The 25,495-nt window shown below is 44.0% G+C and carries 22 protein-coding genes, 1 tRNA gene and 1 rRNA gene; 13 read left to right on the forward strand and 11 right to left on the reverse strand.

Annotation, left to right across the window (positions count from 1 at the left end):
• The 4 genes from rrf to L2755_RS19145 form a co-directional block, all read left to right on the forward strand.
• A 5S ribosomal RNA gene (gene rrf / locus L2755_RS19130) occupies positions 1 to 106 on the forward strand; the annotation flags it as partial.
• A gap of 106 nt (positions 107 to 212) precedes the next feature.
• A tRNA-Asp gene (locus L2755_RS19135) sits at positions 213 to 289 on the forward strand.
• A gap of 222 nt (positions 290 to 511) precedes the next feature.
• On the forward strand, positions 512 to 766 hold the full coding sequence (locus tag L2755_RS19140; protein WP_248982276.1) for a YkgJ family cysteine cluster protein: 255 nt from the start codon (positions 512 to 514) through the stop codon (positions 764 to 766).
• Positions 767 to 806: 40 nt separating this feature from the next.
• On the forward strand, positions 807 to 1,256 hold the full coding sequence (locus L2755_RS19145; RefSeq protein WP_248982277.1) for an Rrf2 family transcriptional regulator: 450 nt from the start codon (positions 807 to 809) through the stop codon (positions 1,254 to 1,256).
• Here L2755_RS19145 and L2755_RS19150 read toward each other — a convergent pair.
• The 4 genes from L2755_RS19150 to gpmM are packed head-to-tail and all read right to left on the reverse strand — an operon-like array spanning position 1,237 to position 5,919.
• Positions 1,237 to 1,992 carry a divergent polysaccharide deacetylase family protein gene (locus L2755_RS19150; protein WP_248982278.1) on the reverse strand — a complete coding sequence of 252 codons (756 nt, stop codon included), beginning with the start codon at positions 1,990 to 1,992 and terminating at the stop codon, positions 1,237 to 1,239. The two genes, L2755_RS19145 and L2755_RS19150, sit on opposite strands and share 20 nt — an antisense overlap.
• 8 nt (positions 1,993 to 2,000) lie before the next feature.
• Positions 2,001 to 3,206, reverse strand: a complete 1,206-nt coding sequence (locus L2755_RS19155; RefSeq protein ID WP_248982279.1) for a S41 family peptidase — start codon at positions 3,204 to 3,206, stop codon at positions 2,001 to 2,003.
• A 33-nt stretch (positions 3,207 to 3,239) separates the two neighbouring features.
• Positions 3,240 to 4,373 carry a murein hydrolase activator EnvC family protein gene (locus L2755_RS19160; RefSeq protein WP_248982280.1) on the reverse strand — a complete coding sequence of 378 codons (1,134 nt, stop codon included), beginning with the start codon at positions 4,371 to 4,373 and terminating at the stop codon, positions 3,240 to 3,242.
• 1 nt (position 4,374) lies between these two features.
• A complete protein-coding gene (gene gpmM, locus L2755_RS19165; RefSeq protein WP_248982281.1) occupies positions 4,375 to 5,919 on the reverse strand; it encodes a 2,3-bisphosphoglycerate-independent phosphoglycerate mutase in 1,545 nt (514 codons plus the stop codon).
• A 237-nt stretch (positions 5,920 to 6,156) separates the two neighbouring features.
• On the opposite strand from gpmM, the gene L2755_RS19170 reads away from it, so the two are divergent.
• The 5 genes from L2755_RS19170 to L2755_RS19190 all read left to right on the forward strand — a co-directional run bounded on the left by L2755_RS19170 (position 6,157) and on the right by L2755_RS19190 (position 10,930).
• Positions 6,157 to 6,591 carry a rhodanese-like domain-containing protein gene (locus tag L2755_RS19170; RefSeq protein WP_248982282.1) on the forward strand — a complete coding sequence of 145 codons (435 nt, stop codon included), beginning with the start codon at positions 6,157 to 6,159 and terminating at the stop codon, positions 6,589 to 6,591.
• Between the two features lie 227 nt (positions 6,592 to 6,818).
• Positions 6,819 to 7,304: a protein-export chaperone SecB gene (secB, locus tag L2755_RS19175; protein ID WP_248982283.1), complete on the forward strand. Its 486-nt coding sequence runs from the start codon at positions 6,819 to 6,821 to the stop codon at positions 7,302 to 7,304.
• Positions 7,305 to 7,308: 4 nt separating this feature from the next.
• Entirely contained in the window at positions 7,309 to 8,325 is a 1,017-nt protein-coding gene (gene gpsA, locus L2755_RS19180) for an NAD(P)H-dependent glycerol-3-phosphate dehydrogenase (RefSeq protein WP_248982297.1), read from the forward strand.
• A gap of 391 nt (positions 8,326 to 8,716) precedes the next feature.
• Positions 8,717 to 9,901, forward strand: coding sequence for a BaiN/RdsA family NAD(P)/FAD-dependent oxidoreductase (locus L2755_RS19185; RefSeq protein WP_248982284.1), 1,185 nt, complete (start codon positions 8,717 to 8,719; stop codon positions 9,899 to 9,901).
• Between the two features lie 288 nt (positions 9,902 to 10,189).
• Positions 10,190 to 10,930 carry a hypothetical protein gene (locus tag L2755_RS19190; protein ID WP_248982285.1) on the forward strand — a complete coding sequence of 247 codons (741 nt, stop codon included), beginning with the start codon at positions 10,190 to 10,192 and terminating at the stop codon, positions 10,928 to 10,930.
• A 144-nt stretch (positions 10,931 to 11,074) separates the two neighbouring features.
• Here the strand turns inward: L2755_RS19190 and L2755_RS19195 are convergent, their stop codons facing one another.
• Positions 11,075 to 12,106, reverse strand: coding sequence for an AraC family transcriptional regulator (locus L2755_RS19195; protein ID WP_248982286.1), 1,032 nt, complete (start codon positions 12,104 to 12,106; stop codon positions 11,075 to 11,077).
• Positions 12,107 to 12,988, reverse strand: a complete 882-nt coding sequence (locus tag L2755_RS19200; protein WP_248982287.1) for a GGDEF domain-containing protein — start codon at positions 12,986 to 12,988, stop codon at positions 12,107 to 12,109. It lies immediately after the preceding gene.
• A 401-nt stretch (positions 12,989 to 13,389) separates the two neighbouring features.
• On the opposite strand from L2755_RS19200, the gene L2755_RS19205 reads away from it, so the two are divergent.
• The 3 genes from L2755_RS19205 (at position 13,390) to L2755_RS19215 (ending at position 19,568) form a co-directional block, all read left to right on the forward strand.
• Positions 13,390 to 16,128 carry a TonB-dependent receptor gene (locus L2755_RS19205; RefSeq protein ID WP_248982288.1) on the forward strand — a complete coding sequence of 913 codons (2,739 nt, stop codon included), beginning with the start codon at positions 13,390 to 13,392 and terminating at the stop codon, positions 16,126 to 16,128.
• A 14-nt stretch (positions 16,129 to 16,142) separates the two neighbouring features.
• Complete coding sequence (locus tag L2755_RS19210; protein ID WP_248982289.1) at positions 16,143 to 17,987, forward strand: phytase; 1,845 nt, start codon at positions 16,143 to 16,145, stop codon at positions 17,985 to 17,987.
• Between the two features lie 987 nt (positions 17,988 to 18,974).
• The gene (locus L2755_RS19215; RefSeq protein ID WP_248982290.1) at positions 18,975 to 19,568 is read left to right on the forward strand and encodes a hypothetical protein; all 594 of its coding nucleotides are present in this window, start codon (positions 18,975 to 18,977) and stop codon (positions 19,566 to 19,568) included.
• 220 nt (positions 19,569 to 19,788) lie between these two features.
• Here the strand turns inward: L2755_RS19215 and L2755_RS19220 are convergent, their stop codons facing one another.
• From L2755_RS19220 to L2755_RS19235, 4 genes are read right to left on the reverse strand one after another with little or no spacing between them, the layout of a single operon-like run.
• A complete protein-coding gene (locus L2755_RS19220; RefSeq protein WP_248982291.1) occupies positions 19,789 to 20,571 on the reverse strand; it encodes a hypothetical protein in 783 nt (260 codons plus the stop codon).
• 49 nt (positions 20,572 to 20,620) lie between these two features.
• Positions 20,621 to 22,390, reverse strand: a complete 1,770-nt coding sequence (locus tag L2755_RS19225; RefSeq protein WP_248982292.1) for an aryl-sulfate sulfotransferase — start codon at positions 22,388 to 22,390, stop codon at positions 20,621 to 20,623.
• Positions 22,391 to 22,395: 5 nt separating this feature from the next.
• On the reverse strand, positions 22,396 to 23,010 hold the full coding sequence (locus L2755_RS19230; RefSeq protein WP_248982293.1) for a disulfide bond formation protein B: 615 nt from the start codon (positions 23,008 to 23,010) through the stop codon (positions 22,396 to 22,398).
• Between the two features lie 8 nt (positions 23,011 to 23,018).
• Entirely contained in the window at positions 23,019 to 23,621 is a 603-nt protein-coding gene (locus L2755_RS19235) for a thioredoxin domain-containing protein (RefSeq protein ID WP_248982294.1), read from the reverse strand.
• Positions 23,622 to 23,895: 274 nt separating this feature from the next.
• Between L2755_RS19235 and L2755_RS19240 the strand changes: the two genes are divergently transcribed.
• Positions 23,896 to 24,657 (forward strand): TetR/AcrR family transcriptional regulator, encoded by a 762-nt coding sequence (locus tag L2755_RS19240; protein WP_248982295.1) that lies wholly within the window; start codon positions 23,896 to 23,898, stop codon positions 24,655 to 24,657.
• 458 nt (positions 24,658 to 25,115) lie between these two features.
• Here the strand turns inward: L2755_RS19240 and L2755_RS19245 are convergent, their stop codons facing one another.
• Positions 25,116 to 25,262: a hypothetical protein gene (locus tag L2755_RS19245; protein WP_248982296.1), complete on the reverse strand. Its 147-nt coding sequence runs from the start codon at positions 25,260 to 25,262 to the stop codon at positions 25,116 to 25,118.
• Between the last annotated feature and the right edge of the window lie 233 nt (positions 25,263 to 25,495).

A 25,495-nucleotide genomic window follows, 5' to 3' on the forward strand; every position in this document is an offset into this window, starting at 1 on the left:
ATAGAGCTGTGGCCCCACCTGATCCCATTCCGAACTCAGAAGTGAAACACAGTATCGCCGATGGTAGTGTGGGGTTTCCCCATGTGAGAGTAGGTCATTTCCAGGCGCCTATTTAGCTTTGATCTCTTATTGAGAGTAAAGCGAGTCTACTAACCTTTGACACGTTAGCGACTTTAAAAGAATTTAGCATCATGCTTCGGCTTTTTGCTAAAGGAGTGGTAGTTCAGTTGGTTAGAATACCGGCCTGTCACGCCGGGGGTCGCGAGTTCGAGTCTCGTCCACTCCGCCAACACAAAGACGAAAGCCTCTACAGCAATGTAGAGGCTTTTTTCGTTTGTCTGAAATAAAGTCTTAGAGTGATGGAGGTTATTTTGGGCTGCAGTCATGACATTGGCGAACACCCGTTGATATAGGGTAAGATATTAACTTGCTGCTGAGCAGTATGTGATGTGATACAAATCAATTATGTTTAATCGCGGTATAATGAGCATTGCTAATTTAAGGTATTAAGATGAATTGTCGACTAGGTTGTGGTGCATGTTGCATTGCACCTTCTATCACCACTCCAATTCCAGGTATGCCTCACGGTAAGCCTGCAGGAGTAAGGTGCATTCAGTTGAATGATGGTAATTTATGTATGCTTTTTGGCAAACTAGAACGACCGGCTGTTTGTGGTCAATTTGCAGCAACTGAAGATGTTTGTGGCGCTAGTAATGAAGAAGCTTTATGGCTTATCAGCTCGCTGGAACAAGCAACAAGCATCTAGAAACTTATGTTTGATAGTCAATTATATGGATTGGTAGGCAATGCAGTTAACTCGTTATACTGATTTTGGATTGAGAACACTTATGTATCTGGCTTTGCATCCAGAGCGTGAGACGCTTTTTCGTATCTCCGAAATTACAGATGTGTTTAACTTGTCAGCTAACCATATTTCTAAAGTTGTACATCATCTTGGAAAGCTGGGCTATTTAAAAACAGTTAGAGGCAAGAATGGTGGTTTTAAGTTGGCTATACCTGCTAACGAAATCAATGTAGGTCAAGTTGTACGAGCTCTCGAAAACTCCCTATCTCCCATAGATTGCAGTAAGCCATACTGCTTAATTACGCCAGCTTGTCATTTAAAAGGTGTTCTTGCAGAAGCTGTGAATGCTTATTTGGCTGTGCTTGACGGTTATACGTTAGAAATGATTGTAAGTAACAACAAAGAGCTTAAATCGCTACTACCTGACCTGTCTATCTCAATCTTACAGTAGAGTTTTTTGCAGCCTCCACTTTCGTTGCCACACTGAAAGGTAGTAGCTTTGATGGTGGCACTAAGGCGATATTTGCCTCTGCTAAGCGATGAAGGTTGTTGTTCAAAAACACCAGTGTCTCAGGATAAGGGTGAGCAATAACAACGACATCACCCTGCGTTTCAGCAAGTGTTATCGCTTTTTGAAATTGAAATTCTAATCCTGCGTTTGATTTGTCGTTATCGAGAAATATTGTCCGCTTTAATAACGGCACACCAACCTCTTCTGCTATCGCTCCAGCTTGAGTGTATTTAGTCGTTACACTGTCTATAAAATAAATATCTCGTTCAATTAGGGTATCCATTACCCAGTGCATAGGTTCGCTAAGTTGGGTTAGTAAGCTTCCCATATGGTTATTAGCACCAGTAGCAAAAGGTACGCTATCTATAGCCTGTTTGAGTTGCTGTTTAAAGTCTTGCTCTGACATTATGTTAGTTAATGCACCTGGCCCTATCGTTTTACCATTGAGCGCTTGCATTGGTAGGTGTACTAAAATCTCACTACCTTGCTGGTATGCTTGGGTGGCGACTGTTTTGCCTAAAGGCGTGAGTGGTAACACCGAGAGAGTGACGTTTGAGGGCAATGCCAGCACAGCCTTATCTGATTGACGATATCCAATATCGTCAATAATGATGGCAATCCTTGCGGCAAAAACATTCGAACTAAATAATAAAAAGCAAAATAATAAATAGCGCACTGTATAGGTTATTTTTCTGTTTTAATCCAGGCAATTGCTGAGTTAACCAGTTTATCTTCAGCAATATCACCCGTGAGTGAGTTTGCATTGATTATAGGCATATTTTGATCACTTGTTACAGTCTCTAGTGCCACTTTAATATCGGGGACAATCCCTTTGGCGTGAATGTCCTTACCATTCGGGGTGGTGTATTTGGCAATAGTGAGCTTAATGGCATTGCCTTCTGTAAGTGTGGGGATCAGGCTTTGAACTGTGCCTTTGCCAAAACTTGTTTGACCGATAAGTTTAGCTCTGCCATTTTCTTGTAAAGCAGCAGCAAGTACCTCCGATGCAGATGCTGATCCCTTGTTGATTAAAACCAACATTGGTACACTTTTTACCATGGTTTGAGGTGAGGCATAGTAATCAGAATTTGCGTCAAAGAAGCGCCCCTCAGTTGCAACAATTCTTCCTCGGTCTAAAAAAATATCTGCGATTTTAATTGCTTGATCCAGCAGTCCACCTGGGTTATTTCTAAGATCAAGAATGAGGCCATTTAAAGGGTTTGTTTGCCATAATGCGAGCTGCTTAACCAGATCTTGAGTCGAGTTTTCTTGAAAGCTCGACAGTCTTATATAACCTATTTGGTTATCTAGTAACTGTGCTTCGACAGAGTTAATGGTGATAAGGCTAGGGCTGATGGTGACGCTATATATTGTTTCGGAGTTTGCCCTAATTAGCTCTAAGTTTATCGCTTTCTTGTCGTAGCTATGCTGTCTAATTTCATCGAGTAGGGCTTCTAGTTTATCAGTGGTAACCAATTGCTGATTAAGCTTTACAATCCTATCACCGGGCATAATACCGGCTAACGCTGCAGGCGATTGGGGAAAAGGGGTTACTATGGTAATTTGGTCATTGTCCGTCGCTATCTCTACACCAAAGCCAAAATATTCACCGTCGTTACTCTCTTGGATATTGGTAAAAGCCTGTTTATCTAGAAAGCTGGAGTAGGGATCGAGTTTGGCAAAAATCCCCTCAATAGCTGCTTCAATGAGCTCCTCTTCGGTGAATTTTTTTACGTAATAGGTTTCAATTGTATCGATGACATCGAGCAATACGGGATAATTGACGCGTGTTTTATATTGCTGTGTATGCTCTTGGCCAAATAAGGTAAGTGACAGACCTAATACTAAACCCGCGGTGGCATAACTAAGATTACGGATAACTCCTGACATATAAACCCCTTGTATAAGAAAGGGATTTTGTGTCTACCGCTTACAATATCGAGCTGGATCGACAGCTTGCCCTTTATGTCTTACCTCAAAGTATAGGCCAGACTCTGTCTGTCCACCTGAGCGACCGACTAATGCTATGTATTCCCCCTTATTAACGGAGTCTCCCGCAGCTTTTAGCAGGGTTTGTGCATGTCCATATAGGCTCATGAATCCTTTGCCGTGATCGACGACTAATACCATGCCAAAGCCACGCAACCAGTCTGCATAGATCACTTGTCCGCCAGCAATCGCTTCGATATTTTGTCCTTCTGCGGCGGAAATGGTCACGCCTTTCCATTTCACTTGGCCTGAACGTTTGCTGCCAAAACCTGATTTGATTCGGCCCTTGGTGGGCCACTTTAATTTGCGATTGCTGGATAATCCTTCGAACGCCGGATTATTTTTCATTGCCAATAAAGCTTGCTCGACCACACGTTTTAAACTGGCTTCCTCTATTTGTAGTTGCTCCAGTTTTGCACCACTGTTACTGAGTGTTCTTTGCAATTGAGTTAAGGTTTGCTGGCGTTGAGACTGTTCTTGGTTTAAGCGTTTAGCTTGCTGTTGTTGTTCAAGAGCTAATTTATTGAGTCTATTTTGGTTTTCTTGCTGCTTTAGCCTTATTTCATCAAGTTCGACAATGGTCGTTTGTAACTGTTTTATCGACGCGATACGGGCATTGTTTAAATATTGGTAGTAGGCAAGTAAGCGTTCGATGCTGGCTGGAGATTGTTGATTGAGTAGCATTTTACTGTAGTCGTGATTGCCGGACAGGTAGGCACTAGCAAGTTGATTAGATAAGGTTTTTTGTTGGATAGTTTTCAGTTTATCTAACTGGATATATTTGCCGCTGAGTTTAGCTAACGTTTTGTCTATTTGCGTTAAGTCTTGTTTGGTGTTGTTGACTTTTTTTGCAGCCACAGCGATGGCTTGCTCATCTTTCTTTAGCAAAGAGATTAAACGTTCTCTCTGTTTATGGGTGTTTTTAACCGCAGATTGCTGCTGGTTAATCTGTGTCTGAATCGACTTGAGTTCAGATTGACGCCGCTCGAGATCAGTCGCATTTACCGATATAGGAAGTGATATAAAGCCAGCAATAATGCTGGCTTTGATAAAAAGTCGAATGTTCATATTACTCTTTGAGTTTAATTATCGCTCGGCCTGTCATCTCTTCAGGCACTTCTCGTCCCATCAAGGTTAACATAGTCGGCGCTAAATCACTCAAACGACCACCTTTTTCTATATCTGCATCACGGCCAACATAGATCAGTGGTACGAGCTCACTAGTGTGCGCGGTATGTGCTTGCCCAGTCGTTTCATCTGTCATTTGTTCAGCATTACCATGATCGGCTGTGATTAAACATTCTCCGCCAACCTTGGCTAATGCTTCTACTACTCGAGCTAAACAAGCATCGACAGCTTCACAGGCTTTGACTGCTGCAGCAAAGTTACCCGTGTGGCCAACCATATCGCCATTAGGGTAATTACAAATAATCACGTCGTAATCGGTTGATTCTATTGCTGCAACAAGCTTATCAGTGAGCTCTGTTGAACTCATCTCTGGCTGCAGATCATAAGTAGCGATTTTGGGTGATTGGATTAAGATGCGATCTTCGCCTTCGAAAGGCTCCTCTTTACCACCATTAAAGAAGAACGTAACGTGAGCGTACTTTTCGGTTTCCGAAATGCGCAGCTGTGTCATGTTCTGATCTTGTAGGGTTTCGCCTAGGGTGTTGACCAGATTTGTTGACGGATAAGCGATGGCAGCATCAATGTTAGCGGCATACTCAGTTAACATGACAAAGTGCGCTTTAGGCGTCACGGCACGTTCAAAACCATCAAAGTCTGCATCGACAAAGCTACGAGTGATTTGGCGGGCACGGTCGGCACGAAAGTTCATGAAAATTAGCGCGTCATTATTTTCTAGCTTGGCAATGTTACCTGCAGCATCGGGTATTGCGGTACTAGCAACAAATTCGTCATTTTCATTACGAGTGTAAGCGGCTTCAAGGCCTGCGACAGCATTAGCTGCTTGATGCAAGCCCTTGCCTTCAGTGATCAGCTCATAAGCTTGGGAAACGCGATCCCAGCGGTTATCTCTGTCCATTGCGTAATAGCGACCAATTATGGAAGCCACTTGGCCAGTACCCAGGGTGTTGAACATCTCTTCGAAATGGGCTAAACCAGTTTTAGCGCTGCGCGGTGGAGTATCTCGACCATCCAAAAAGGCATGTAGATAAACCTTAGTTGCACCGCGTTTAACCGCTAAGCGACACATGGCTTCGATATGATCTTGGTGGCTATGAACACCGCCAGGAGAGAGCAGTCCCATAATATGAACTGCGCCATTGGCTTTGACTGCGCCATCAACTGCTGCGGTGAGTGCTGGGTTGGTATCGAACTCACCATCATCGATAGCTTTACCGATGCGAGTTAACTCTTGATACACAATACGGCCAGAACCAATATTGATGTGGCCAACTTCAGAGTTGCCCATTTGGCCATCCGGTAGGCCAACATCAATGCCTGATCCTGAAATTAGACTATGTGGATATTGGGCATTTAGCTTGTCGAGAACAGGAGTATTTGCATGAAAAACAGCATTTTTTTGCGTGTTTTCACGGTGACCCCATCCATCGAGGATCAGCAATGCCAGCGGGCGTTTGCGAGTCGTCATGGTAGTACCTTTAAGTTTGAAAAAATAAGATTAAAATTTGAATTGGTTAAATATTACTACCAATTGGTCCTTGGCATAAAGAAATTTACCTAGATTGAGGTTATCGATTTGCTAATGTGTGCGTTTCAAAGCCTGTTGTCGTGTGCGTTACGTGACTAACATTCTGTATTCTGCCAGCGCAATGGTATACTCTGTGGCCTCATTATATTTGGGCCAATTAAAAGTAGGCAGTAAAGCATGCAAGAATATATGGAATTTTTTAAAGCTAACCCAATGTTAAGTCTGGCTTGGGTTGGTTTGTTCGTCGGTCTTATCGTTATGGTGTTTAAGTCTAGCGTATCAAAAGTCAAAAACGTCAATCATCAAGAAGCGACTTTGCTGATGAACAAGCAAGAAGCCAAAGTTGTTGATGTACGCGGTAAAGAGGAATTTAAAAAGGGCCATATTGTTGGTGCCGTGAATCTTCTCCTCGCAGATATAAAAAATAATCAGCTTGGTGCCCTTGAAAACTCAAAAGGCAGTCCCATTATAATGGTATGCAACGCTGGCATGACTTCGTCTCAAGCGGCCCAACTTATGGTTAAGCATGGTTTTGAAAACGTGAATAATTTGAAAGGTGGTATGGGTGAATGGCAGTCAAGTAACTTGCCTGTTTCAAAGAGCAAAAGATAGAAGTGTCGGTGTAGCCATTGCATTATTGTTAAGTAATTGATTAGAGTGTCACGGCTTAGCATTAATGGTTACCGGCAGTGAATTGAGGGATACCCCTCCAAAAAAGCGTCTGTTGACTAAATAAATCAAATACTGGGACAGCTAATTGGGTTGTTACCCATGAAGGCAAAAACCCTGAGACTGGCTCTTTTGAAGTAGCCTCATTAACATTTTTAAGGTAGGAAATTATGGCTGAAGTAGCTAACACTGAAGAACAAGCACCACAATTCAACATCCAACGTGTTTACACAAAAGATATCTCTTTTGAAACACCAAACAGCCCAGCTGTTTTCCAGAAAGAGTGGACTCCAGAAGTTAAGCTAGACCTTGATACTCGCAGCAACAAATTGTCTGATGACGTATATGAAGTTGTGCTTTCTCTAACTGTGACAGCTAAGAATGGCGAAGAAACTGCGTTTCTTTGTGAAGTTCAACAAGCTGGTATCTTCGCTATCACTGGTCTGACTGAACAGCAACTTGCTCACTCTTTAGGTGCATATTGCCCGAACGTTCTTTTCCCATATGCTCGTGAAGCAATTGGTAGCCTAGTTAGCCGTGGTACTTTCCCACAACTAAACCTTGCTCCAGTTAACTTCGACGCGCTATTCGCTCAGTACGTTCAACAGCGTCAAGCTGCTGCCGCTGATGCGCCTGCAGAAGAAGCTAACGCTTAATCGCATGGAAAATACTGCCGATATTACGGTACTGGGGGCGGGCTCTTATGGCACCGCCCTTGCCATTTCTCTAGCGAGTAATGGCCACAGAACCCTGCTTTGGGGGCATGAACCCGAGCACATCGAAAACCTCAAGAACGACAAGTGCAATCAAGAGTTCTTACCCGGTATTCCGCTTCCCGATCTTCTTATTCCAGAATCTGATTTAGCCACAGCACTTGCTGCTTCCAACAATGTATTGGTTGTTGTACCTAGTCATGTCTTTGGGATGGTGGTAGCGCAAGCTAAGCCACTCTTGCGTAAAGATGCACGTATTGTGTGGGCGACCAAGGGTCTTGAGCCTGAAACGGGTCGATTGATACAAGATGTGGCGCGTGAAATCCTCGGTGAAGATCTCCCACTCGCTGTTTTATCGGGTCCGACTTTTGCTAAAGAGCTTGCTGCTGGTATGCCTACAGCAATATCCATCGCTGGTACCGATCCACAGTTTACTAATGATTTAATTGAATTGTTACATAGCCCTAAGCGATTACGCGTTTACGCTAATGATGACTTTATCGGCCTCCAATTAGGTGGTGCGGTTAAGAATGTTATCGCTATCGGAGCAGGTCTATCTGATGGTATCGGTTTTGGTGCAAATGCACGTACTGCATTAATCACTCGTGGTTTAGTTGAATTAACACGTCTTGGTGAAGCTATGGGTGCGCAAGCATCGACCTTTATGGGGATGGCAGGTTTAGGCGATTTAGTGCTGACTTGTACCGACAATCAATCTCGTAACCGTCGTTTCGGTTTAGCGCTTGGCAAAGGCTGTGATGTTGAAGCTGCGCAAGTGGAGATTGGCCAAGTTGTTGAAGGTTACCGCAATACTAAAGAGGTTTACACGCTAGCAAAACGTTTAGGCGTTGAAATGCCGATCACTGAGCAGGTTTACCAAGTATTGTATCAAGGCAAAGCACCTCATGATGCAGCTAAAGAGCTGTTAGGTCGTGAGAGAAAGTCTGAGACATCAGCAAAATAGCTTTTGCTTCGTCGCCATTAATGGCGAGAATGCTGGGAGTAAGATAAGTACTTCCGTGTATATATTTCACTTCACTTCATGCCATCCATGGCGAGAATGATGAGAGTGGGATAAATACATCCGAGTATATATTTCACTTAATCTTATCCATGGCGAGAATGATGAGAGTGGGATAAATACATCCATGTATAAGCCCCACTTCATGCCATCCATGGCGAAGATGGGATAAATACATCCATGTATAAGCCCCACTTCATGCCATCCATGGCGAAGATGGGATAAATACATCCATGTATAAAAAGGGTGCTAAAATAGCGCCCTTTTTTGTGCCCAGCGAAAAGTACTGGTGCACTGTTTATAAGTATAAGTAAGATTGTGTAGGAGTTATTGAGTGGAACATATCGACGTCATTATTATCGGAGCTGGGGCTGCTGGGCTTATGTGCGCTGCGACCGCGGGCTACCGTGGCCGCGATGTGCTCGTACTCGATAATGCCAAACAAGCGGGTAAGAAAATTCTTATTAGCGGTGGTGGTCGTTGTAACTTCACCAATCAGAAAGTAGAACCTGCTAACTTCCTATGCAGTAACAGCCATTTTGTAAAATCAGCACTGGCACGCTACCGCTCAAGCGACTTTATAGAGTTGGTAGAGCGCCACGGCATTGAATATCATGAACGGGATCATGGCCAGCTCTTCTGTAATGACTCTGCGAAAGAGATCGTTAGCATGCTACTCACTGAATGTGAGTGGGCGGGCGCTGCCGTTAAGCTGCGAACTGAAATTCGCCAAGTGAGTAAAAATGCTGATGGTCAGTTCGAAGTACATACTGATAAAGCACAGTACACTTGTCAGTCTCTCGTTATCGCCACCGGCGGCTTGTCGATGCCCAAACTAGGTGCATCACCTTATGGATACCATGTCGCTGAGCAGTTTGGCCTAAAAGTGTTGCCGACCCATGCCGGCTTAGTGCCCTTTACATGGCATAGCGAGCAGAAACAACGTTTTGAGCCATTATCAGGCATTGCGGTACCCAGTACTATTACTGCCAAAAACGGTACTCAATTTAGCGAAGCATTACTCTTTACCCATCGCGGCCTATCTGGCCCTGCTATTTTACAGATCTCTAACTATTGGAACCCGGGCGAGGCGATTAGTATTAATCTGCTACCAGATAAAGATGCCAGAGCGGAGATTGAGCAGCTGCTAAATAACAGCCCTAAGCAAAGTCTGCGTAATGCGCTGGCATTGTGGCTACCAAAGCGTTTAGTTGAAGCATTATTTGATGAAGCTTTGCTCAATAAAGCCCTTAACCAGTTAGTCCATGCAGAGCGAGAGCAGCTTGCTGTTGATTTAGAAGCTTGGAGCATAGTGATGAATGGCACCGAAGGCTATCGCACTGCAGAGGTGACATTAGGCGGCGTAGACACTGACGCACTGTCATCAAAGTCGATGGAAGCCAAAAGCGTCCCCGGTCTATACTTTATTGGTGAGGTTATGGATGTCAGCGGTTGGCTCGGCGGGTTTAATTTTCAATGGGCTTGGAGCTCAGGAGTGGCTGCTGGGCAAGCCGTTTAACCAGTTTACCACTCTTTAATCCTCGTTATCTCTTCAGTGGTGCAGCCTAATGACTCTAAGAAGTCTGAATGCACTTCTGGAAGCTTTCTTTTTAACTCTATATGCCATTTGTTCATCGCCTCCTTGCTTAAGGATATTGGTCTACTGCTTTGGCTCGTCAGTGGTTTATGGGGGATTACCTGTTCTTGTGAATAAAGGAGCATGACTGTCACACATGCGGGTGGGAGAACCACTATAAAGTGTAGTGGTGGATGTAGACTTTCATGTACTCTTGGTTAGAGTCCGTTTATGCAGGAAAGTGATTCTCCTGCTTTTATCGTTTTAAGGAATGAAACAGTCATGATTAAAAAAATTATAGCCGTAGGTTTATTGGGTTCTGCTGGTTTCGCTTATTTATATCAAGCCCAAATACCTGATGAAGCAGCAATTGGTGCTCGTTTAGTTGAAAAACAGCCTGTGAATAGCTCTGCGATGCTAGCGCCATCAACTGACGCTATTATTGCCGCCAAAGAGGTTGAAATATTGACCGCATCAAGCAGCAAAACTGCCGATGTTACACTCGATGTTGAAACAGAAGCTGAGGATCTGTTTTTCTCCCAGTTCGAGTATTTGACAAAAGGTAGCTTTTCAAGTGCAGATGAGCTTACATCCACATACGTACAGGAAAATGGAACCGTTTCTAGCGCTGCAATTATAGAAACATTTAATGTAGGTGATTTCGATGAGTTCGTCAGCCGCGTAAGCGCAATAGAGCAATCAGAAAATGCAGCTCTGCGCGAAAGTACTTTGGCTGAAAAACTGTTGAATCTGCGGGGTATTAACATCTATGCAGAGCGTTATTCATGTGCGGGTAAAATTTGTACAGTCTCGTTTGATTTTGACGGTAGCGATGAAGATGTTGATGAGCTATCTAAATTTGCTAAAAACTATAGCTTTAAAAATATTGTAGAAGACGAGCACGGCAATAAAAAATTTAAAGCGCTTTATATTGAAACTGATGACCCGTCTACATTGACGTTAGATAATTAATTAAAAGTTCGCGTCTAGAGTGTTTTTCAAGATCAGACCGCTATTGGATATTACCTAGTAGGCGGTCGAAGCCTCGAACCATAGAGTTTGTACAGAGACAGATGTCTCTCAAGCCCACTTTATCGAGCACTTATCAAACCAAAGCTACCCCACTTGACTCAACCAGTACTTAAATTGGCTGGGTAGTTGTCCGGTCCAGCGTTTAAAAGAGCGCCTGAAATTATTACTGTCGGCAAAGTGTAATTGCTTGGCGACGGCTAAATTACTCTCGCCAGAGACCGCTAGAAGAAAGATGGCTTGCTGCATATTGGCCTGATCTTGCAGCTGCTGAAAGCTGATGTCGAAAGCTTTGAGTCGGCGTTTTAACGTTGCAGGACTTAGGCTTAAGTGCTGTGCGACTTGCGGCAGTGTGTAGCTGCGTGTTTTACGCCGAGTGAGCAATAAACGGATCGCTGCCGGAAGCCCTATTTGATACTCGGCTGCTTGTCTTTGTTGGTGTACCTGTTGCCGCGCGAGCTTTAACCCCTGTGGATTGGCCAGTTCGAACGATTGCTGCTCTGTTTTAGCATCATAGCTAATGACGCAGATAGGCTGGTTAAATGACAAGTCTTGGCCTAAGTACTTGTAGTATTGATCCAATAACTTAGGTTCGGCATAAGGCAAGGAAAAATGGCCTCGCCACGCTCTATGGGTCAGCTTCTTATAGGTTGAAACTAAGCTTGATAGTGTCAGTTCAGTAAAAAACTGCTGCTGGCGCTGGGCGCCTATATCTAGCTGTAGTAATAGGTGTTGCACGCTTTTAGTTCGCCAATGCCAGCCTTGTAACCAAGGTTGGCTCGACCAGTGATATCGCTGCCAAAAGCGCTGTATTTGCTCAAGGCTGTTGCAGCAAAAAAGGCCATTGGTGAGTGCACCACTTTGTACTGGTAACCACTGCTGGCCGAGTAAAAATGCTAAATCATCTCCGGGCCATAGCCCCAATGCATTGTCGATTAAGCTCATGAGTTGCAATGGGCTAATCTTGTGGTCTGCGCGCTGCAAATCCTGCTTGAAAATCCCGGTTCCTTTCAATAAGCGCTCTACATCGAGCTGTCTATGCTCAAACATCGCCACAATACTGGCGGCAAGCAGTTGGCTATTAATACATTTGTCTTGGGCATAGGCAATGGATTGCATCTAAACGGCCTGGGGCCAAGGTCTTGCTTGTTTGACGCGCTCCATCTCTTTGTTAATTTGACTGATCAAGCTATCGACATCTACTGGGCGCTGTTCTGCATGTGGATCGTAATGGATATAAGCACTGCTGGCTTGGCAACCCAAATGCGCGATTGCACGCTGCAGTTCAGCTGCCATCGCTTGCGAGAATGGTGCTGAACAGTTAGGCAGTAAAATAATGAAGCGGTCGCCCGCAAAACGGCAGACAAGATCTTGGGAGCGAAGTTGGCAAGTTAGCATCTGCGCAATATTGGTGAGTAACTTATCCCCTTGGTTGAAGCCGTCACGCTGATTTATCTCGGAAAAATTGTCGATATCAATCATGATCAAGCTTAATGGGTGATTGCGATTGAGTGCTATTTGCTGACGCATCGCCCGGGCATCATAAATCTTTGTCACCCTATCAACGAGTTTGTGCTGGCGGAAAAACTGCTCTCGAGTGCGCAGCTGTTCATTGATGGTGATCTGCTCTTCGCGCCACAACCATAAGCCGCAAGTAAGCGTAAGCAAGCCGATAGGCGTGGGCAACTTTTCCAGAAAGGCGAACCAAGAGGGGAGACTATGGTTTACAAAAAATTCATCGAGCAGATCCATATAGCAGCCCAAGCTATAACCCAGTAAACCGAAGATCAGCAGTTGCGTGACTTTGCCACCAGGCCGAGCTTGCAACACTAATGCAAGCCAACTTAATCCAAGCAGCAATAAAGCCCCCTCTGTGGCGACATCAAGCCAATCGATACTAGCGCTAACTTTGGTATCGGCCTGTAGCAGGCAGAGGCTGAGCAATAAGCCGCTAAGCAAGGTGATGCCTAGGGTAAATTTTGAGGTAACAAATTTATGCATGCTGTGTCTGTTCATGAGGTGGGTATTGCGTCTAACGTACTGCTATTTTGTGACGATTTTATGATCCTTTAAGTAGTCAAATTGGCTCAATGGATGTTCAGCATGGGGGTAACTTTTTTGATATTGCCATTAATCGTTGGTCACTGTAGATGTGTTTGTTTTAGTTTATTTCATGCAAATACAAAGCGTTAGTCTGTGTGGTGTTGGTTTTTTTGCTCGTTTATGACTTGAGGTTAGCGGCTGTTATTAGCAGTCAAAATGGCTCAATTGTCGTTAAAGTAGTTGAAAATACCGCCATTTTCGCCCTGTTCAGATATCGGCGTCACGTTACTGTCATCTATCTATTTTAGCTTTGCCTGCAATTCAGCCATATAACGCAAATTAAAATAGGATCCATCAACATGAAGCAGTTTGGTTCGCTTTCACCGCTCTACCTTGCACTGTTTGCCGCAAGTTTAGCTTTTCCATCTACCTCATGGGCTGGCAAAGTCGAAGGTGCGATTACAGATGCAGCGACAAAAATGCCATTAGAGGGAGCGCTTATCAGTATTGAAGAACTCAACCTGCAGCAGGAGTCGAGTCGTGATGGTCGCTTCTTTTTCCAAGAGGTACCCAAGGGACAATACACTTTAGTGGTGCAGTATTTGGGCGGAACCACTTACCGGTCGCAGATCCAAGTCGGTGAAGTCAGCCTGATCAATAAGCAAATCGAGCTGAAAGGTCAGGGCCTTGAGCATATTCAGGTTGTCGGCCAGCGAGGCTCACTGAGTAAGTCGTTAAACCGTCAGCGCGCAGCAGATAACCTGGTCAGTGTGTTGAGCGCCGATGCACTGGGTAACTTTCCCGATACCAATATTAGCGAGGCGCTGCAACGCGTGCCGGGAGTGTCTATCGAGCGCGATCAGGGCGAAGGCCGCTTTGTGCGCATCCGTGGAATGGCGCCAGATTATAACGCGGTATCGATGAATGGCACGCGGCTACCGTCACCCGACAGCGATCGCCGCGCGGTAGCACTCGACGTGGTGCCTGCCGATCTATTGCAGTCGGTTGAAGTCACCAAAACCCTAACGCCTGACATGGATGCCGATTCACTCGGTGGTGCCATTGACGTTAAAAGCTTATCTGCGTTTGACCGTGATGATAGCTACTTCAATGTTAGCGCTGAGGGCAGTTATGATGAGATGACGGAGAGTGTTAACCCTAAACTAGCAGGCAGCTATAGCGATATTTTTCAAGACAATATTGGCGTTGCCATTGCGGCGAGTTGGTATAACCGCGATTTTGGCTCTGACAATGTCGAAACTGGTGGCAAATGGAGCTTTGATGAGCCAGCAGTGCTAGAAGAAGTTGAGCAGCGTGACTACCAAATTAATCGTGAACGCGTTGGACTTGGCGCTAATGTTGATTTTAGAGCCAATGATGACAATGACCTGTTTATTCGAACGCTCTATAGCAGCTTTGTCGATACCGAAACCCGTAATGCCAACGAAATCAAATGGGACGACGCTGCCTTACCTGACGCTCCAAGCGCTGCTGAAGCCACTCGTTCGTTAAAATCACGTCAGGAAGATCAGTCGATAATCTCAATCGTATTTGGCGGTGAGTCACGGTTCGACACATGGACGCTTAACTACCAAACCAGTTGGAGCCGCGCCAAAGCGGATAAGCCGCGCTATATCGGTGGCGCTGATTTTGAAGGCGCATTCGATGATGTTGCTTATCAGGATGCAACAGTGCCAAAAATCTCAGCTTCAGCAGCGTTTTACAGTGCAGATGAGTACCAATTAGACAAAGTCGAAATAGCAGAGTCCAATACCGTCGATACCATGACCGCAACCAAGTTTGATTTAAGTAAAACATGGCTGCTGGCTGAAAAACCTGTCGAGTTCAAATTTGGGGCTAAGTACAGTGCACGCGCCAAGGAGAACCGCGAAGACATTTGGATCTTCAAGGACTTTGACGAGCAGGGTATCAGCGATGAGCAACTATCATTAAGCCGATTTTCTGCCGCAGAACCAGATTACAACCTAGGTCGATTTGGCCCCTCTATTGCCGCTGCACCGGTTTGGGATTTGGTCAATCGCATGGACAGCACAGCAGCCAAAGATGAGATTGAATCGCGGATCAATGATTTTGATATCGATGAAGATATTACCGCGGCTTATTTCATGGGGCACATTGATATTGATAGCTTGCGCCTGCTGGCGGGGGTGCGTTTTGAGCACACTGCAATGCAGTCACAAGGTTCTGGCTTTGATGAAAGTAAAAATGATTTCTTTGACAATAATACCGACCGCGACTATCAACACTGGCTTCCGGGCTTGCACCTAAATTATAAGTGGAGTGATAAAACCGTGGTGCGTGCATCATGGACAAACACCATAGTACGCCCCACATTTGGTCAATTGGCGCCAGGGTTTTTAATTGAGCAAGACGATGATGAGTTGGAAGCAAGCTTTGGTAATCCAGATTTAGAAGCGTTAGAGGCAATGAATTGGGATGTCAGCATCGAGCACTATATGGGCGGCCTTGGTGTCATCTCTGCCAGCGGATTCTACAAAGATATTACCAACTTCATTTATGAAGCCGATTTGGGTGGCTATGGTAAATACCAAGACTTTGATAAAGCCGAGACCTATGTCAACGGTGATGATGCTGACATTTTAGGGCTTGAGTTAGCCTATGTGCAGGAGTTTGGTTTTATGCCTGAGGGTTGGCGTGGGCTCATCTTTACCAGTAACCTAACGTTAAGTGATTCAACTGCGCATATCAGTTGGCAAGATGATGGTTTTCAAGGGCGTGACATTCCACTGCCTAGTCAGTCAGAGCTTACCGCCAATGCCTCTTTTGGCTATGAAAACCCCTATGTTAGCTTCCGTCTTTCTGCAGCCTATAAGTCAGAATATTTACTTGAAGTGACCGAGCTAGATGATGCCGCCTTTGATATTTACCAAGAGGCACATACTCAATGGGATTTTGTCGCTAAAAGCTTTATAACCGAAGATATCAGCGTCTATTTCAAAGCGATAAACATCTCCGATGAACCTTACTACGCCTATACCGGACAGAGCCGCTATAACGCCCAATACGAAGAGTATGGCCGTACATTCCAACTCGGTATTCAGTTCATCAACTATTAAGCTCAGGGGCTCAGATGATTAATAGCAAAAATATAATAGCCTTGACCATAGTGACGCTTTTTAGTGGTCCGCTAGCGGCACAAGACAATCCTGATGCGCAGCACCGCAGAACGATTTTGCAAGGACCTGTAGCGGCGAGCGAAATGGCAATATGGGATCAGCGAGCGCTGTTTGCCAGTGAACGGTTAGGGCTAGTATTGGCAGATAAACAGCAATTAAACGTTATCGTCCCTGGTCAATTTGAGTATTTAGCGGTGCATGGCGATACCGCATTGACTTACGACACTCAAGTTGACCAAGTACAGGGGATTAAGTTGAACTTGAACAATACCCAACGTTTGTCACTGTTGCCTAAACGTGCATTTCAAGTGGAGTGGCTCTGCCTGCAACCACGGCGCGCAGATAACAATCTTTATGGCTGGATAGGCGATGATGCAGGTCATAGTGAACAGTGGTTACTGGCGTCGAATGGAGTGTGGCAGCCCCAATTGGTACGCAGTCTGTCGGTATCAATGGGTGCCTTAAAATGCGCCGTCGATGATAACGAGCAGTTATATGTACTCGATAATCATCAAGGTTTATGGCGTTACCCTGCTGCACCCCATATGGCAGCAGGATCTGAGCTGGTGGTCTCTATGCCCGATAATGCGTTATCCGGATTAGCCATTAAAGCAGATCAGATCATTATGATGGATGAAAGAGGCCAAATTTTTGATGCCGAGGGAGATAAAGTGGCCGCGCCGTTCAAAGAAAACCAAGCACTGGAAAGCCTGTATGTGGCAGATACACAGCTTTGGGCTTATTCGGATGATGACGATCAATTCTATCAAGCCCAATGGCAGCCAAAAAAGATCACGGTGGCTAACTCTGCAGCGCTGATAAAAGAGATCCCCACCGCAGTCGAGAGTGATATTTCCGATAGATCTGGCGATACCATGGATGATCCCGCGATATGGGTCCATCCCACCACGCCGGAAAAAAGCCGTGTACTCGGCACCAATAAGCGCTGGGGTTTATTGAGCTTTTCGATGCAAGGTGAACAGCTGCAAGCCATCGGTGCCGGACGGGTAAACAATGTTGATATTAGGCAGCAGGTATTACTCGGCGGTGAATATCGTGACATTGCCGTCGCCAGTAATCGCGACCGTAATAGCCTAAGTATCTTTACTATTGATGCTCACGGCTCCTTAACCCAGTTACCCGAGCAAACGACCAGCTTGACCGATATCTACGGCCTTTGCATGTATCAACCCAGTGCAGATGAGTTGTATGTTTTTGCTAATGAAAAGTCGGGACTCGTGAGTCAAATTGAACTGAAATGGCAAGACAATCACCTTAAGGCGACAGAGGTTCGGCAGTTTAGTGTACCCAGCCAGCCAGAGGGGTGTGTCGCCGATGATGCCAATAAGCAGCTATTCTTAGGTGAAGAAAATACCGGGATATGGGTATTCAATCTCGATGATAAGTCAGCGGAATTAAGTGGCAAGATGATCATTAAAGCGGGTGGTCCGCTGGTGGCCGATATCGAGGGGATATCACTGTATCAAGCTGACAGCGAGACTGGTTATTTGGTGGTATCTAGCCAAGGAAATGACAGCTATTTGCTGTATGACAGCACTGCGCCTTATGCCTATATCGATCGTTTTAGAATTGGGGTTAATGCCAGATTAGGCCATGACGGTAGTGCTGAGACCGACGGACTGGATGTCACCTCAAGCTCGGTAGGTAGTGGAGTTTGGTCGCAAGGGATGATGGTGGTGCAAGATGGCCGTAATCGTATGCCGGACCAGAACCAGAATTTTAAGTGGGTTCCTTGGAGCGTAATAAGTCAAACGCTACTGCTAGATAGCAAGCAGTAGCGCCCAAGTATGTAGCCACTAACAAGAAGACGCTTGTTGGTGGCTATTTTTTATAGTCGGTTATGGTCTTTTGAAGTTTATGTTTTCCCCTATCTCACCATTACTATTCTAATCGCCATTGGTTCCTTGAACTTTCTAAGCACCAAGCGCATTTATGGTTGAGAGTGATTTAAACTGAGACGGTGTTATTTTTTATTGAATATATATTTACTGTAAATACATAAATAGCTGCTTAATAGCTTGGTTATCACAATAATTATTAATGGTGGTTTAATCTATATGGAGTATGCTGCAGCGGAAGTGTTGAAGTGAAATAAACAGCTGTTTTAATACCGCTCCACTAGTTTATATTTGGAGCGGCATTTGATCAATTGTAGCCAAGGATATAACTCGGTGTTTCATCTTCTTGTTCTTCAGCGCATGACAGGATTGTTAGCTGCGGTTCATAGTCGCACATTGATACATTTAGCTTGTTATTAAATGTATTTTGATCACAGAAAAAATAGACTTGGACAAGTAGGATATCAAGATCACTTATAAAAATAGAATGGCAGCACGATAAAAAAAGTAATTCATATTTATAGGAGATATATTGAGTTTTCAATTGTTGTATTTCTTTTCTCATTTTCATTATGGCAAGAGCTAATCGGTGGTACCTCTGAGTTAACAAAGTTTTTTAGTGTAACCATTAAGTTTCTTGCCTATGTCAGCCCTTTACTTATGATCTTAGTGCTTTTTATCGCTATTATTCATCATGGTCTCACAAAAATAACGCCTAACAGTAATCTGCCTATAAGAGATAAGTATCAAACAACACTTTTTACTGGCTTGTTATCAACAGTGATGGGAGCTTCAAATATTCATCTGATCCTTAAACCTGTATTGAGTCAGTGCTCCTGTAGGCAAAGGTTTTGCATTTTAACGATAGGTTTTTGCTCGTCAGGAGGCTTAACCTGCTTCATTTTTTGTGCTTTAGGTTATCCTTTCATGCACTTATTACTAGTTTCTATTGCTCTCCCAATTATCGCAGCGCTGTTACTACCATGTATATTAGGAGCAGACCCTAAAGCGTTACCTATAAGTTGGCACATTGATAGCAAAAGCTTTAAAGAAAGGCTAAAGATGTATTTTATTGGCGGTTATAAAATAGTTTTTAATCGCGCAGCATTGATTGCTATTTTTGAAATTATTGGTTATTTTTTTAAAGACACGCTTTATGCCATTTTTAAATCCCTAGAATATTTTTTGGTTAGTTGGTTTCAGCTTATCGGATTCTTTGAACAAACGAGTATTTTTTTGGCTGAATTCTGGCTATTAAAAACGGTAAGTAGCCGTGATTTATCAATGATAAAGCTTGCTGAGTCGGATTGTTTTCTAACAATGACAGCAGGAGAACAATTATCAGCAATTTTTATTATTCTCAATATTGCTTGCTTAAGCGCTTTGTGTTCTATCACTTTAAATTTAATGGCGTTACTGGGCAGGAATAGTTCTTCTACCATAAAGCTAATACCCGCAGCATTTATAACCAGTATTCTAATGTCACACGGTATAGCAATGATTATTTTGCTTTTTTATTGATGTTATAACGAGTGATGATCGCGACGTTAAATAGCTATCTTTGCGAGTGCCATTATCATGAGGCTGTGCAGTATTAGGTTTTGAGCTGTGGAGTAGTTTTGAGAACTGATAAAGTTTTACAAAACGTGCTAATTAGGGGCATCCATGTTTCCTCTGCCTTTGGGGCCCAATCAGCGCTGCCCACTTGCAGGGAAGCTACAGCACTGAGGGGCGGTCGAACTTAGAATGTATAAGAGGCTGTCACTAACGCCATGTTAGCCGCAGAAGTCTTATATCCGTACCAGCTATCAGCTTGACGAAGGGTTAAGCAAGCGGCAAACGACTTGGTTAGCTTGTACTTGAGCGTAATGTCAGCCAAATAGCCTGAGCTATCTTGATCACCGGTTATCTTGTCTGTATACCCTTTCGCATGATCTGAATCTCGGTCAAACACACCGAAATATCTCGCTTTAACGCTAATGTTGTCCGTGAATGGGTATTGCATAGATACGTTAAGCGCGTAACCAGAGAATCCTGTAAAGTCTGCGCCAGCGTTATCGATACTGACATAGTTTGCACCGGCACCAACATTCGTTTTAATGCCGCCTAGATTTAGGTCATAAGACAGGCCTAGCTTCATGTTGCTTTCGTAGCCGTTAGTGTTGGCCCAGAAGAATTCATCAACCATGTAGTTAAGACCAGGGGCGAAACCGGTTTTAATATGGGCTACCCCAGCAAACTTAAATGTAGTCCATGCTTCACCCAGAGCGGTAGCTTTGGGGGCTGAAGCCGATTGCTCAAGGTTTTCAACGATACCAACCGTGATAACTCTGCCCCACGTCCCGGCACGAACGTTAGCCACCGTTAGTAATGAGCGGTCAAACTGGTTTTTATTGTCATCAAGCGAGTCTTCTGTGTGGAAGATATACCCTGCAGTTATCGTCGTAAAATCCTTTGCCGCAGCACCGAAGCTACATGCACAGGCTAATACAGTCGGAATTGCTATTTTTAGTATTTTGTTCATCATTTCACCTTATAAAAAGGGGCTTTTCAGCCCCTACAGCATTACTTAGTTACTTAACGGTTTTATCAGGGTTGATAACCAACGCACGGTAAGCTGCGTTACGAGGCATCAAATATAAGAAGTCTATGTCAACAGCTACATCTTGAGTGCCATATCTAATTTCGTTCAAGGTGCCACCAGAACGGCGACCTTTAGTACCTAAATGGGTGTTAGCGGAGAACGTAAACATAGAGTTCTTGTCTTTCTCATAGCTCACGTTTGATGTAACAACAGAGTACCAGTCAAAGCCACGGTCTTTGCCGTATTCCCACTTTTGCTCGACTGTCATATCATCTTCGTTAATGACGTACTCAACAGCGCGAGAATATTTCATTGTTGGTAGTGCTGGCTGCTCCATGTGACGGCCATCGCCGTTGTCAAACGAAACGATACCTAGGCCACCGTCGTCATACTTCTTGTTAGTCAACCAAGTTGTGTGTTGGGTGTAAGTGAAGTCAAAATCACTATCAGCACAGAAACCTTTATCTGTACACTCAATCTCATCACCATCCGAATCGATAGGCTGAAGTAGTTTGTCAGCAAACTTATCTGACCAACCAATGCTAGGAGAGAGGATCCACTTCACTTCCTTATCGCGGCCAATCTTGAAGTTACCTTGATGGCGTAGCGATAGAATGATGGAATCATCTGCAGGGTCATACTCAACAGAGTTTACGTGTGCCCAGTTGCGACCGGCGCCAACACCAGGAATATCGGCATATGGAGCGTCTGGCTCAATCTTAGCTAGCTTACCCATCTTATCTTCATCGATGTTCAAGCAAACTGCGCCAGCGTTAAGCGCTTTAAGCAGGTCATCACGCATGTTGTCTAAGATTTTGTTTAAATCCCAAACTTCAACTAGCTTGCCGCTCTGATCCATTTCTAAGATATGGTCACGTACTGTATGAACGCGTTTGCCATCTTTACGTAAGTAGTCAGTCTTAGCCGCACGTACTAGGTAGTTGCCATTAGGCATAGCTTGCATGTCGTGAGAGAAATCTTGGTATCCTCGGGGGAGATTCCACTCAAAGATCATCTTGCCAAACATATCCATGCGATAGATTTTCTGGCCTTGGCCGAATACTAGGTCGCCGTTTTCAGTTTGGTGGAAGCCCATCATGATGCCGCGCTTATCGATGTCTTTTACATTGTGGAGCATCTTAGTATCAAGCGCCCAACGAGTTTCACCCTCAGTATCTAGCACGTAAACGAATGACCAACGATCCCACTCCATTGCACCCATACCACCTTTCCAAGTGATGTCGTAAGAACCTGGTACCGGTAGTAAGTAATTCATTAGATAAAGGCGATCTTTGAAGTCTGGATCAACCTTGTTTACCGTCACTTCAGGGAAGTTAGCTTTAACGCCGTTAACTACCGCGCCGCCTTGCTGTGGTAGAGTCCAGATAGAGTAAGTCTCTTCAATTTTCTTGCCGTCTTTCTCGTATTTAAGGGTTACTTGGTTGTCATAGTCAGCGTAAAGGCCAAACACCGGAACACCGTTATGGTTTAAGATTGTTTCGCGATGGGCGTCATACTCTATATCTACGCCATTTTGCCCCTTTCCATGGACGATTACCTCTGCATAATCTATTTCATAGCCACCTAAGTCGATGACGGCAGTTTGTGGGGATAGCCCGTATGGGTTAACAATAACGGTACCTAACTGACCTTGTGCCGGTGGTGGCTTAATGGCGTTGAACTTACCTGCTGTCGCCGGAAGGGCTAGGGTTAATGTCGTTGCAGCTAGCGCGGCTGCTAAGATAGTTTTCTTCATCATAATTCCTACTTTTTAGAGTTTTTTAACGTTTTAGTGATAAAAGCAACGGTTAGCGGTAAAGCGCAGGCGATAAATACGCAGTAGCTAATGATGCAGTATTGAGCCATGTTCAGGCCGAATAGCGACCAATCATCTTCACCACAAATACCCGATGGAGAAAACTCGAATGGTAGCCACTCATGAAGCGGTAAGCCTAGAGGGAACGTAGGCTCTAATGAGCAAGCGTTAGCGCCTTGACCAGACTGGAACAAATCTAAACCCGACTCTGCAGCATGTGATGCTACGTGTTGGCCTGACAAGATGATTGCCTTATCCATGCCGTAGATAATCCCGTACCAAGCCAACGCTAAGCCAACGACCTTAATCACGTTGTTCTTTGGGTTTATGAGCATCATTACACCGGCAATCAATATGCAGAATTGACTGAAGCGGATATAAACACAGTTTTCACAAGGGTCCATCTCCAAGAACCACTGAAAATACCCCATTGCGGAGCCAAGCAAGAAAACACATACACCAGCCATGACAGCCCAAACAGCGCGGCCTTCCTGAGTCGCCTCTAATGTTGGCATTGGGCTAGCCTTTAAGTCAGCAAACCACTTCTTAAATTGATTAATCATGGCGAGTCCTAAAGGTTATTCTTAATGGTTTCATCTAAGTTAGATAATGATGTGATCGTGCTGGTATCAATCATCTTGTTGCCGTTCACGACAAGAGCGGGGATGCCCTTTTCTTTAGCAATGGTTAGCGCAATGGTGCGGTCATAGGCTAGCTTGTCTTGAGCTTTTTCTGTGTGGAGTGCTTTCTTGAATTCAGTTTGAGACATGCCTGCAGCCTTGAGGCCGATAGCAGCAAGAGAGCCTTTAACGGCTTTAGAACCTTTTACTTCCTTGAGCTTTTGGTCATGCACAGCGGAGTACATAGCCATCTTGGCTTTCTTGTACTTCTTGTGGCTTAGGGTATCTGCAGCGGCCAATACTTCGCAGGCCTCAACACCAAGAGCCCCTTTGTTTTCTAAGCAGATAGCCTGAAACCTTGTGCCAGATGGCAGGTTTTTGATTAGGTTTGGCGTTACGGCTTTCTCGTACTTGTAGCAGAATGGGCAGTAAACCGAGTAAACTTTTTGCACAGTATTGTCTAGCGCTGGTGTGGCAATCTCGATAACTTCAGCAGCAGACGTAGTGAATGTCATTAATAGTGCAACGGCTAGTGTAGTCAGTGATGCTTTCATCTTTTCTCGATAATTATCAGGTTGGTTAGTTTCTGATGATTATATTAATGAGGTGACACTTTTCGTTCCGTGACTAATTTCCCCCTTGTTGGAAACACAATATTTACCACTAATGGGCACTAACTCACAAAAATACAGCGAATTGCTATTGCGACAACAATAGCTACAATATTTTTAACGTTTGTCACATATTGAGTTTTCCCCACCCAAACAGGGCGAAATATTACTAATGAAGTGCCACTATGGTGTAAGAGTAAGCAGTATGGAATCGACCATGAATAATTACCTACTAAACCCGCCCAAGGCCATAAATAACATTCTTAGTGTTTCTGAGGATGTTATAAAAGAGCAAGGATTGTGTTCTTTTAAGATGTCAGTAATAGCAAGTCGATCCGGCTGTTCAACAAAGACTTTATACAACCATTTCCACTGCAAAGAAGATATTATCGTTGCCCTATTTATACAGCACGTAAACGATATTCTGTGCAAAATAAACATGATTGAAGCATCCAATAAATTAACCAACCAAGAGAAAATTATATACACACTTATGTATGACCCAGTTAAGTGTTGGGCGGCAGAGAAAGATAATCTCTGCGTCAACTTCCTGGGAGTGAACCCCCACATATTAAATATGGCTAGCCCTGAGTTTATTGGGAATATTAAGGTGATATTTCTAGAGATTAAAGAGCATACGCAGAGGTTATGGAAAAAAGCCGTTAATGACGGGGAGTTGTTATCAGGTAAAGCATCAATAATAAAGCGCATATTATTAATGAGGGGTATACAGAAAGGTTCAGTAGTGGTCGGACAGAATAAGTATCTAAGGCAATTTGGCTATGATGGTGACGTTAAGCCGACGTTTAACGCTCTGTGTGATGCCATGTGGTCATTGGACTGGGCTAGTAAGTGCGAAACATTGTCTTATGGGGCTATGCTTAGCTCTACAGTGTCACTATTAGACCTCAAATCTGAAATGAGCCAAAGGCACTACGGGCTAGAAATGGAGTCACTTAAAGAGAATATCGAACTTTAAATATTCCTCTATTCTAGGGCTGTTTAGAGTGCTGATCTATATTTTCAGATTTAATACCAACGGTAATGTTTTAGTGTTAACCCATAAGTCACAAAAAGCCATGCCAGAAGCATCTATTTTGATAAAAACTAGGACTATGAGCGCTTCTCTTTTGGTGCGAATGGTCAATGAAGTAAGCTCATTTTTGCAGTTTAGCCTTGTTTAGATCTATTTTTTATCTCTGTTTTTGTTGCCTTAGTGGGGGAGGGATCGGGCACGGCTAGCTGACTAACCGAGTAGAGGTTCTGCTAACTGGGAGCTATAAAGAAAGTTGCTGGTGTCTAGCATAGTGAGTGGAAAGGCACGCCTTACCGTTATGGTGGCATGAGTATGCTGCAGCGGAAGTGTTGAAGTGAAAAACTAAAATAAACAGCTGTTTTAATACCGCCCCATTAGTTAATATCTGGAGCGGCATTTGATCAATTATAGCCAAGGATATAACTCGGTGTTTCATCCTCCTGTTCGTAAGTGTATAACAGGCTTACGCACTGCGAGGAGTCATCTTCTGTTGTTTTTGAATGTTCAAATTCACCCTGTTTATAGTTATTAATGCCATGTTTTTCCATTGCAACTTCCTTTTAATTTAACTAGCGCTCCCTTTATATATAGTTTAAATTTTTTGCATTGAAAGCTTACTTGCTCATTAATTTAATCTTCACTAATTTAAATTACTCTTACTGTGTCAGGTTACCGTCGGCCAAACGGTAACCTGACACAGTAAGAGTAATTTAAATTAGTGAAGATTAAATTAATGAGCAAGTAAGCTTTCAATGCAAAAAATTTAAACTATATATAAAGG

Source organism: Shewanella abyssi (genome assembly GCF_023284025.1).
Classification (GTDB): Bacteria; Pseudomonadota; Gammaproteobacteria; order Enterobacterales; family Shewanellaceae; genus Shewanella; species Shewanella abyssi.

Excerpts from the sequence above, each read along its gene's own strand:
- L2755_RS19140 (WP_248982276.1), top strand. The coding sequence starts at position 512 with ATGAATTGTCGACTAGGTTGTGGTGCATGTTGCATTGCACCTTCTATC.
- L2755_RS19145 (WP_248982277.1), top strand. The coding sequence starts at position 807 with ATGCAGTTAACTCGTTATACTGATTTTGGATTGAGAACACTTATGTAT.
- L2755_RS19155 (WP_248982279.1), bottom strand. The coding sequence starts at position 3,206 with ATGTCAGGAGTTATCCGTAATCTTAGTTATGCCACCGCGGGTTTAGTA.
- L2755_RS19160 (WP_248982280.1), bottom strand. The coding sequence starts at position 4,373 with ATGAACATTCGACTTTTTATCAAAGCCAGCATTATTGCTGGCTTTATA.
- gpmM (WP_248982281.1), bottom strand. The coding sequence starts at position 5,919 with ATGACGACTCGCAAACGCCCGCTGGCATTGCTGATCCTCGATGGATGG.
- L2755_RS19170 (WP_248982282.1), top strand. The coding sequence starts at position 6,157 with ATGCAAGAATATATGGAATTTTTTAAAGCTAACCCAATGTTAAGTCTG.
- secB (WP_248982283.1), top strand. The coding sequence starts at position 6,819 with ATGGCTGAAGTAGCTAACACTGAAGAACAAGCACCACAATTCAACATC.
- gpsA (WP_248982297.1), top strand. The coding sequence starts at position 7,309 with ATGGAAAATACTGCCGATATTACGGTACTGGGGGCGGGCTCTTATGGC.
- L2755_RS19190 (WP_248982285.1), top strand. The coding sequence starts at position 10,190 with ATGCAGGAAAGTGATTCTCCTGCTTTTATCGTTTTAAGGAATGAAACA.
- L2755_RS19195 (WP_248982286.1), bottom strand. The coding sequence starts at position 12,106 with ATGCAATCCATTGCCTATGCCCAAGACAAATGTATTAATAGCCAACTG.
- L2755_RS19200 (WP_248982287.1), bottom strand. The coding sequence starts at position 12,988 with ATGCATAAATTTGTTACCTCAAAATTTACCCTAGGCATCACCTTGCTT.
- L2755_RS19205 (WP_248982288.1), top strand. The coding sequence starts at position 13,390 with ATGAAGCAGTTTGGTTCGCTTTCACCGCTCTACCTTGCACTGTTTGCC.
- L2755_RS19210 (WP_248982289.1), top strand. The coding sequence starts at position 16,143 with ATGATTAATAGCAAAAATATAATAGCCTTGACCATAGTGACGCTTTTT.
- L2755_RS19215 (WP_248982290.1), top strand. The coding sequence starts at position 18,975 with ATGCACTTATTACTAGTTTCTATTGCTCTCCCAATTATCGCAGCGCTG.
- L2755_RS19220 (WP_248982291.1), bottom strand. The coding sequence starts at position 20,571 with ATGAACAAAATACTAAAAATAGCAATTCCGACTGTATTAGCCTGTGCA.
- L2755_RS19225 (WP_248982292.1), bottom strand. The coding sequence starts at position 22,390 with ATGATGAAGAAAACTATCTTAGCAGCCGCGCTAGCTGCAACGACATTA.
- L2755_RS19230 (WP_248982293.1), bottom strand. The coding sequence starts at position 23,010 with ATGATTAATCAATTTAAGAAGTGGTTTGCTGACTTAAAGGCTAGCCCA.
- L2755_RS19235 (WP_248982294.1), bottom strand. The coding sequence starts at position 23,621 with ATGAAAGCATCACTGACTACACTAGCCGTTGCACTATTAATGACATTC.
- L2755_RS19240 (WP_248982295.1), top strand. The coding sequence starts at position 23,896 with ATGAATAATTACCTACTAAACCCGCCCAAGGCCATAAATAACATTCTT.
- L2755_RS19245 (WP_248982296.1), bottom strand. The coding sequence starts at position 25,262 with ATGGAAAAACATGGCATTAATAACTATAAACAGGGTGAATTTGAACAT.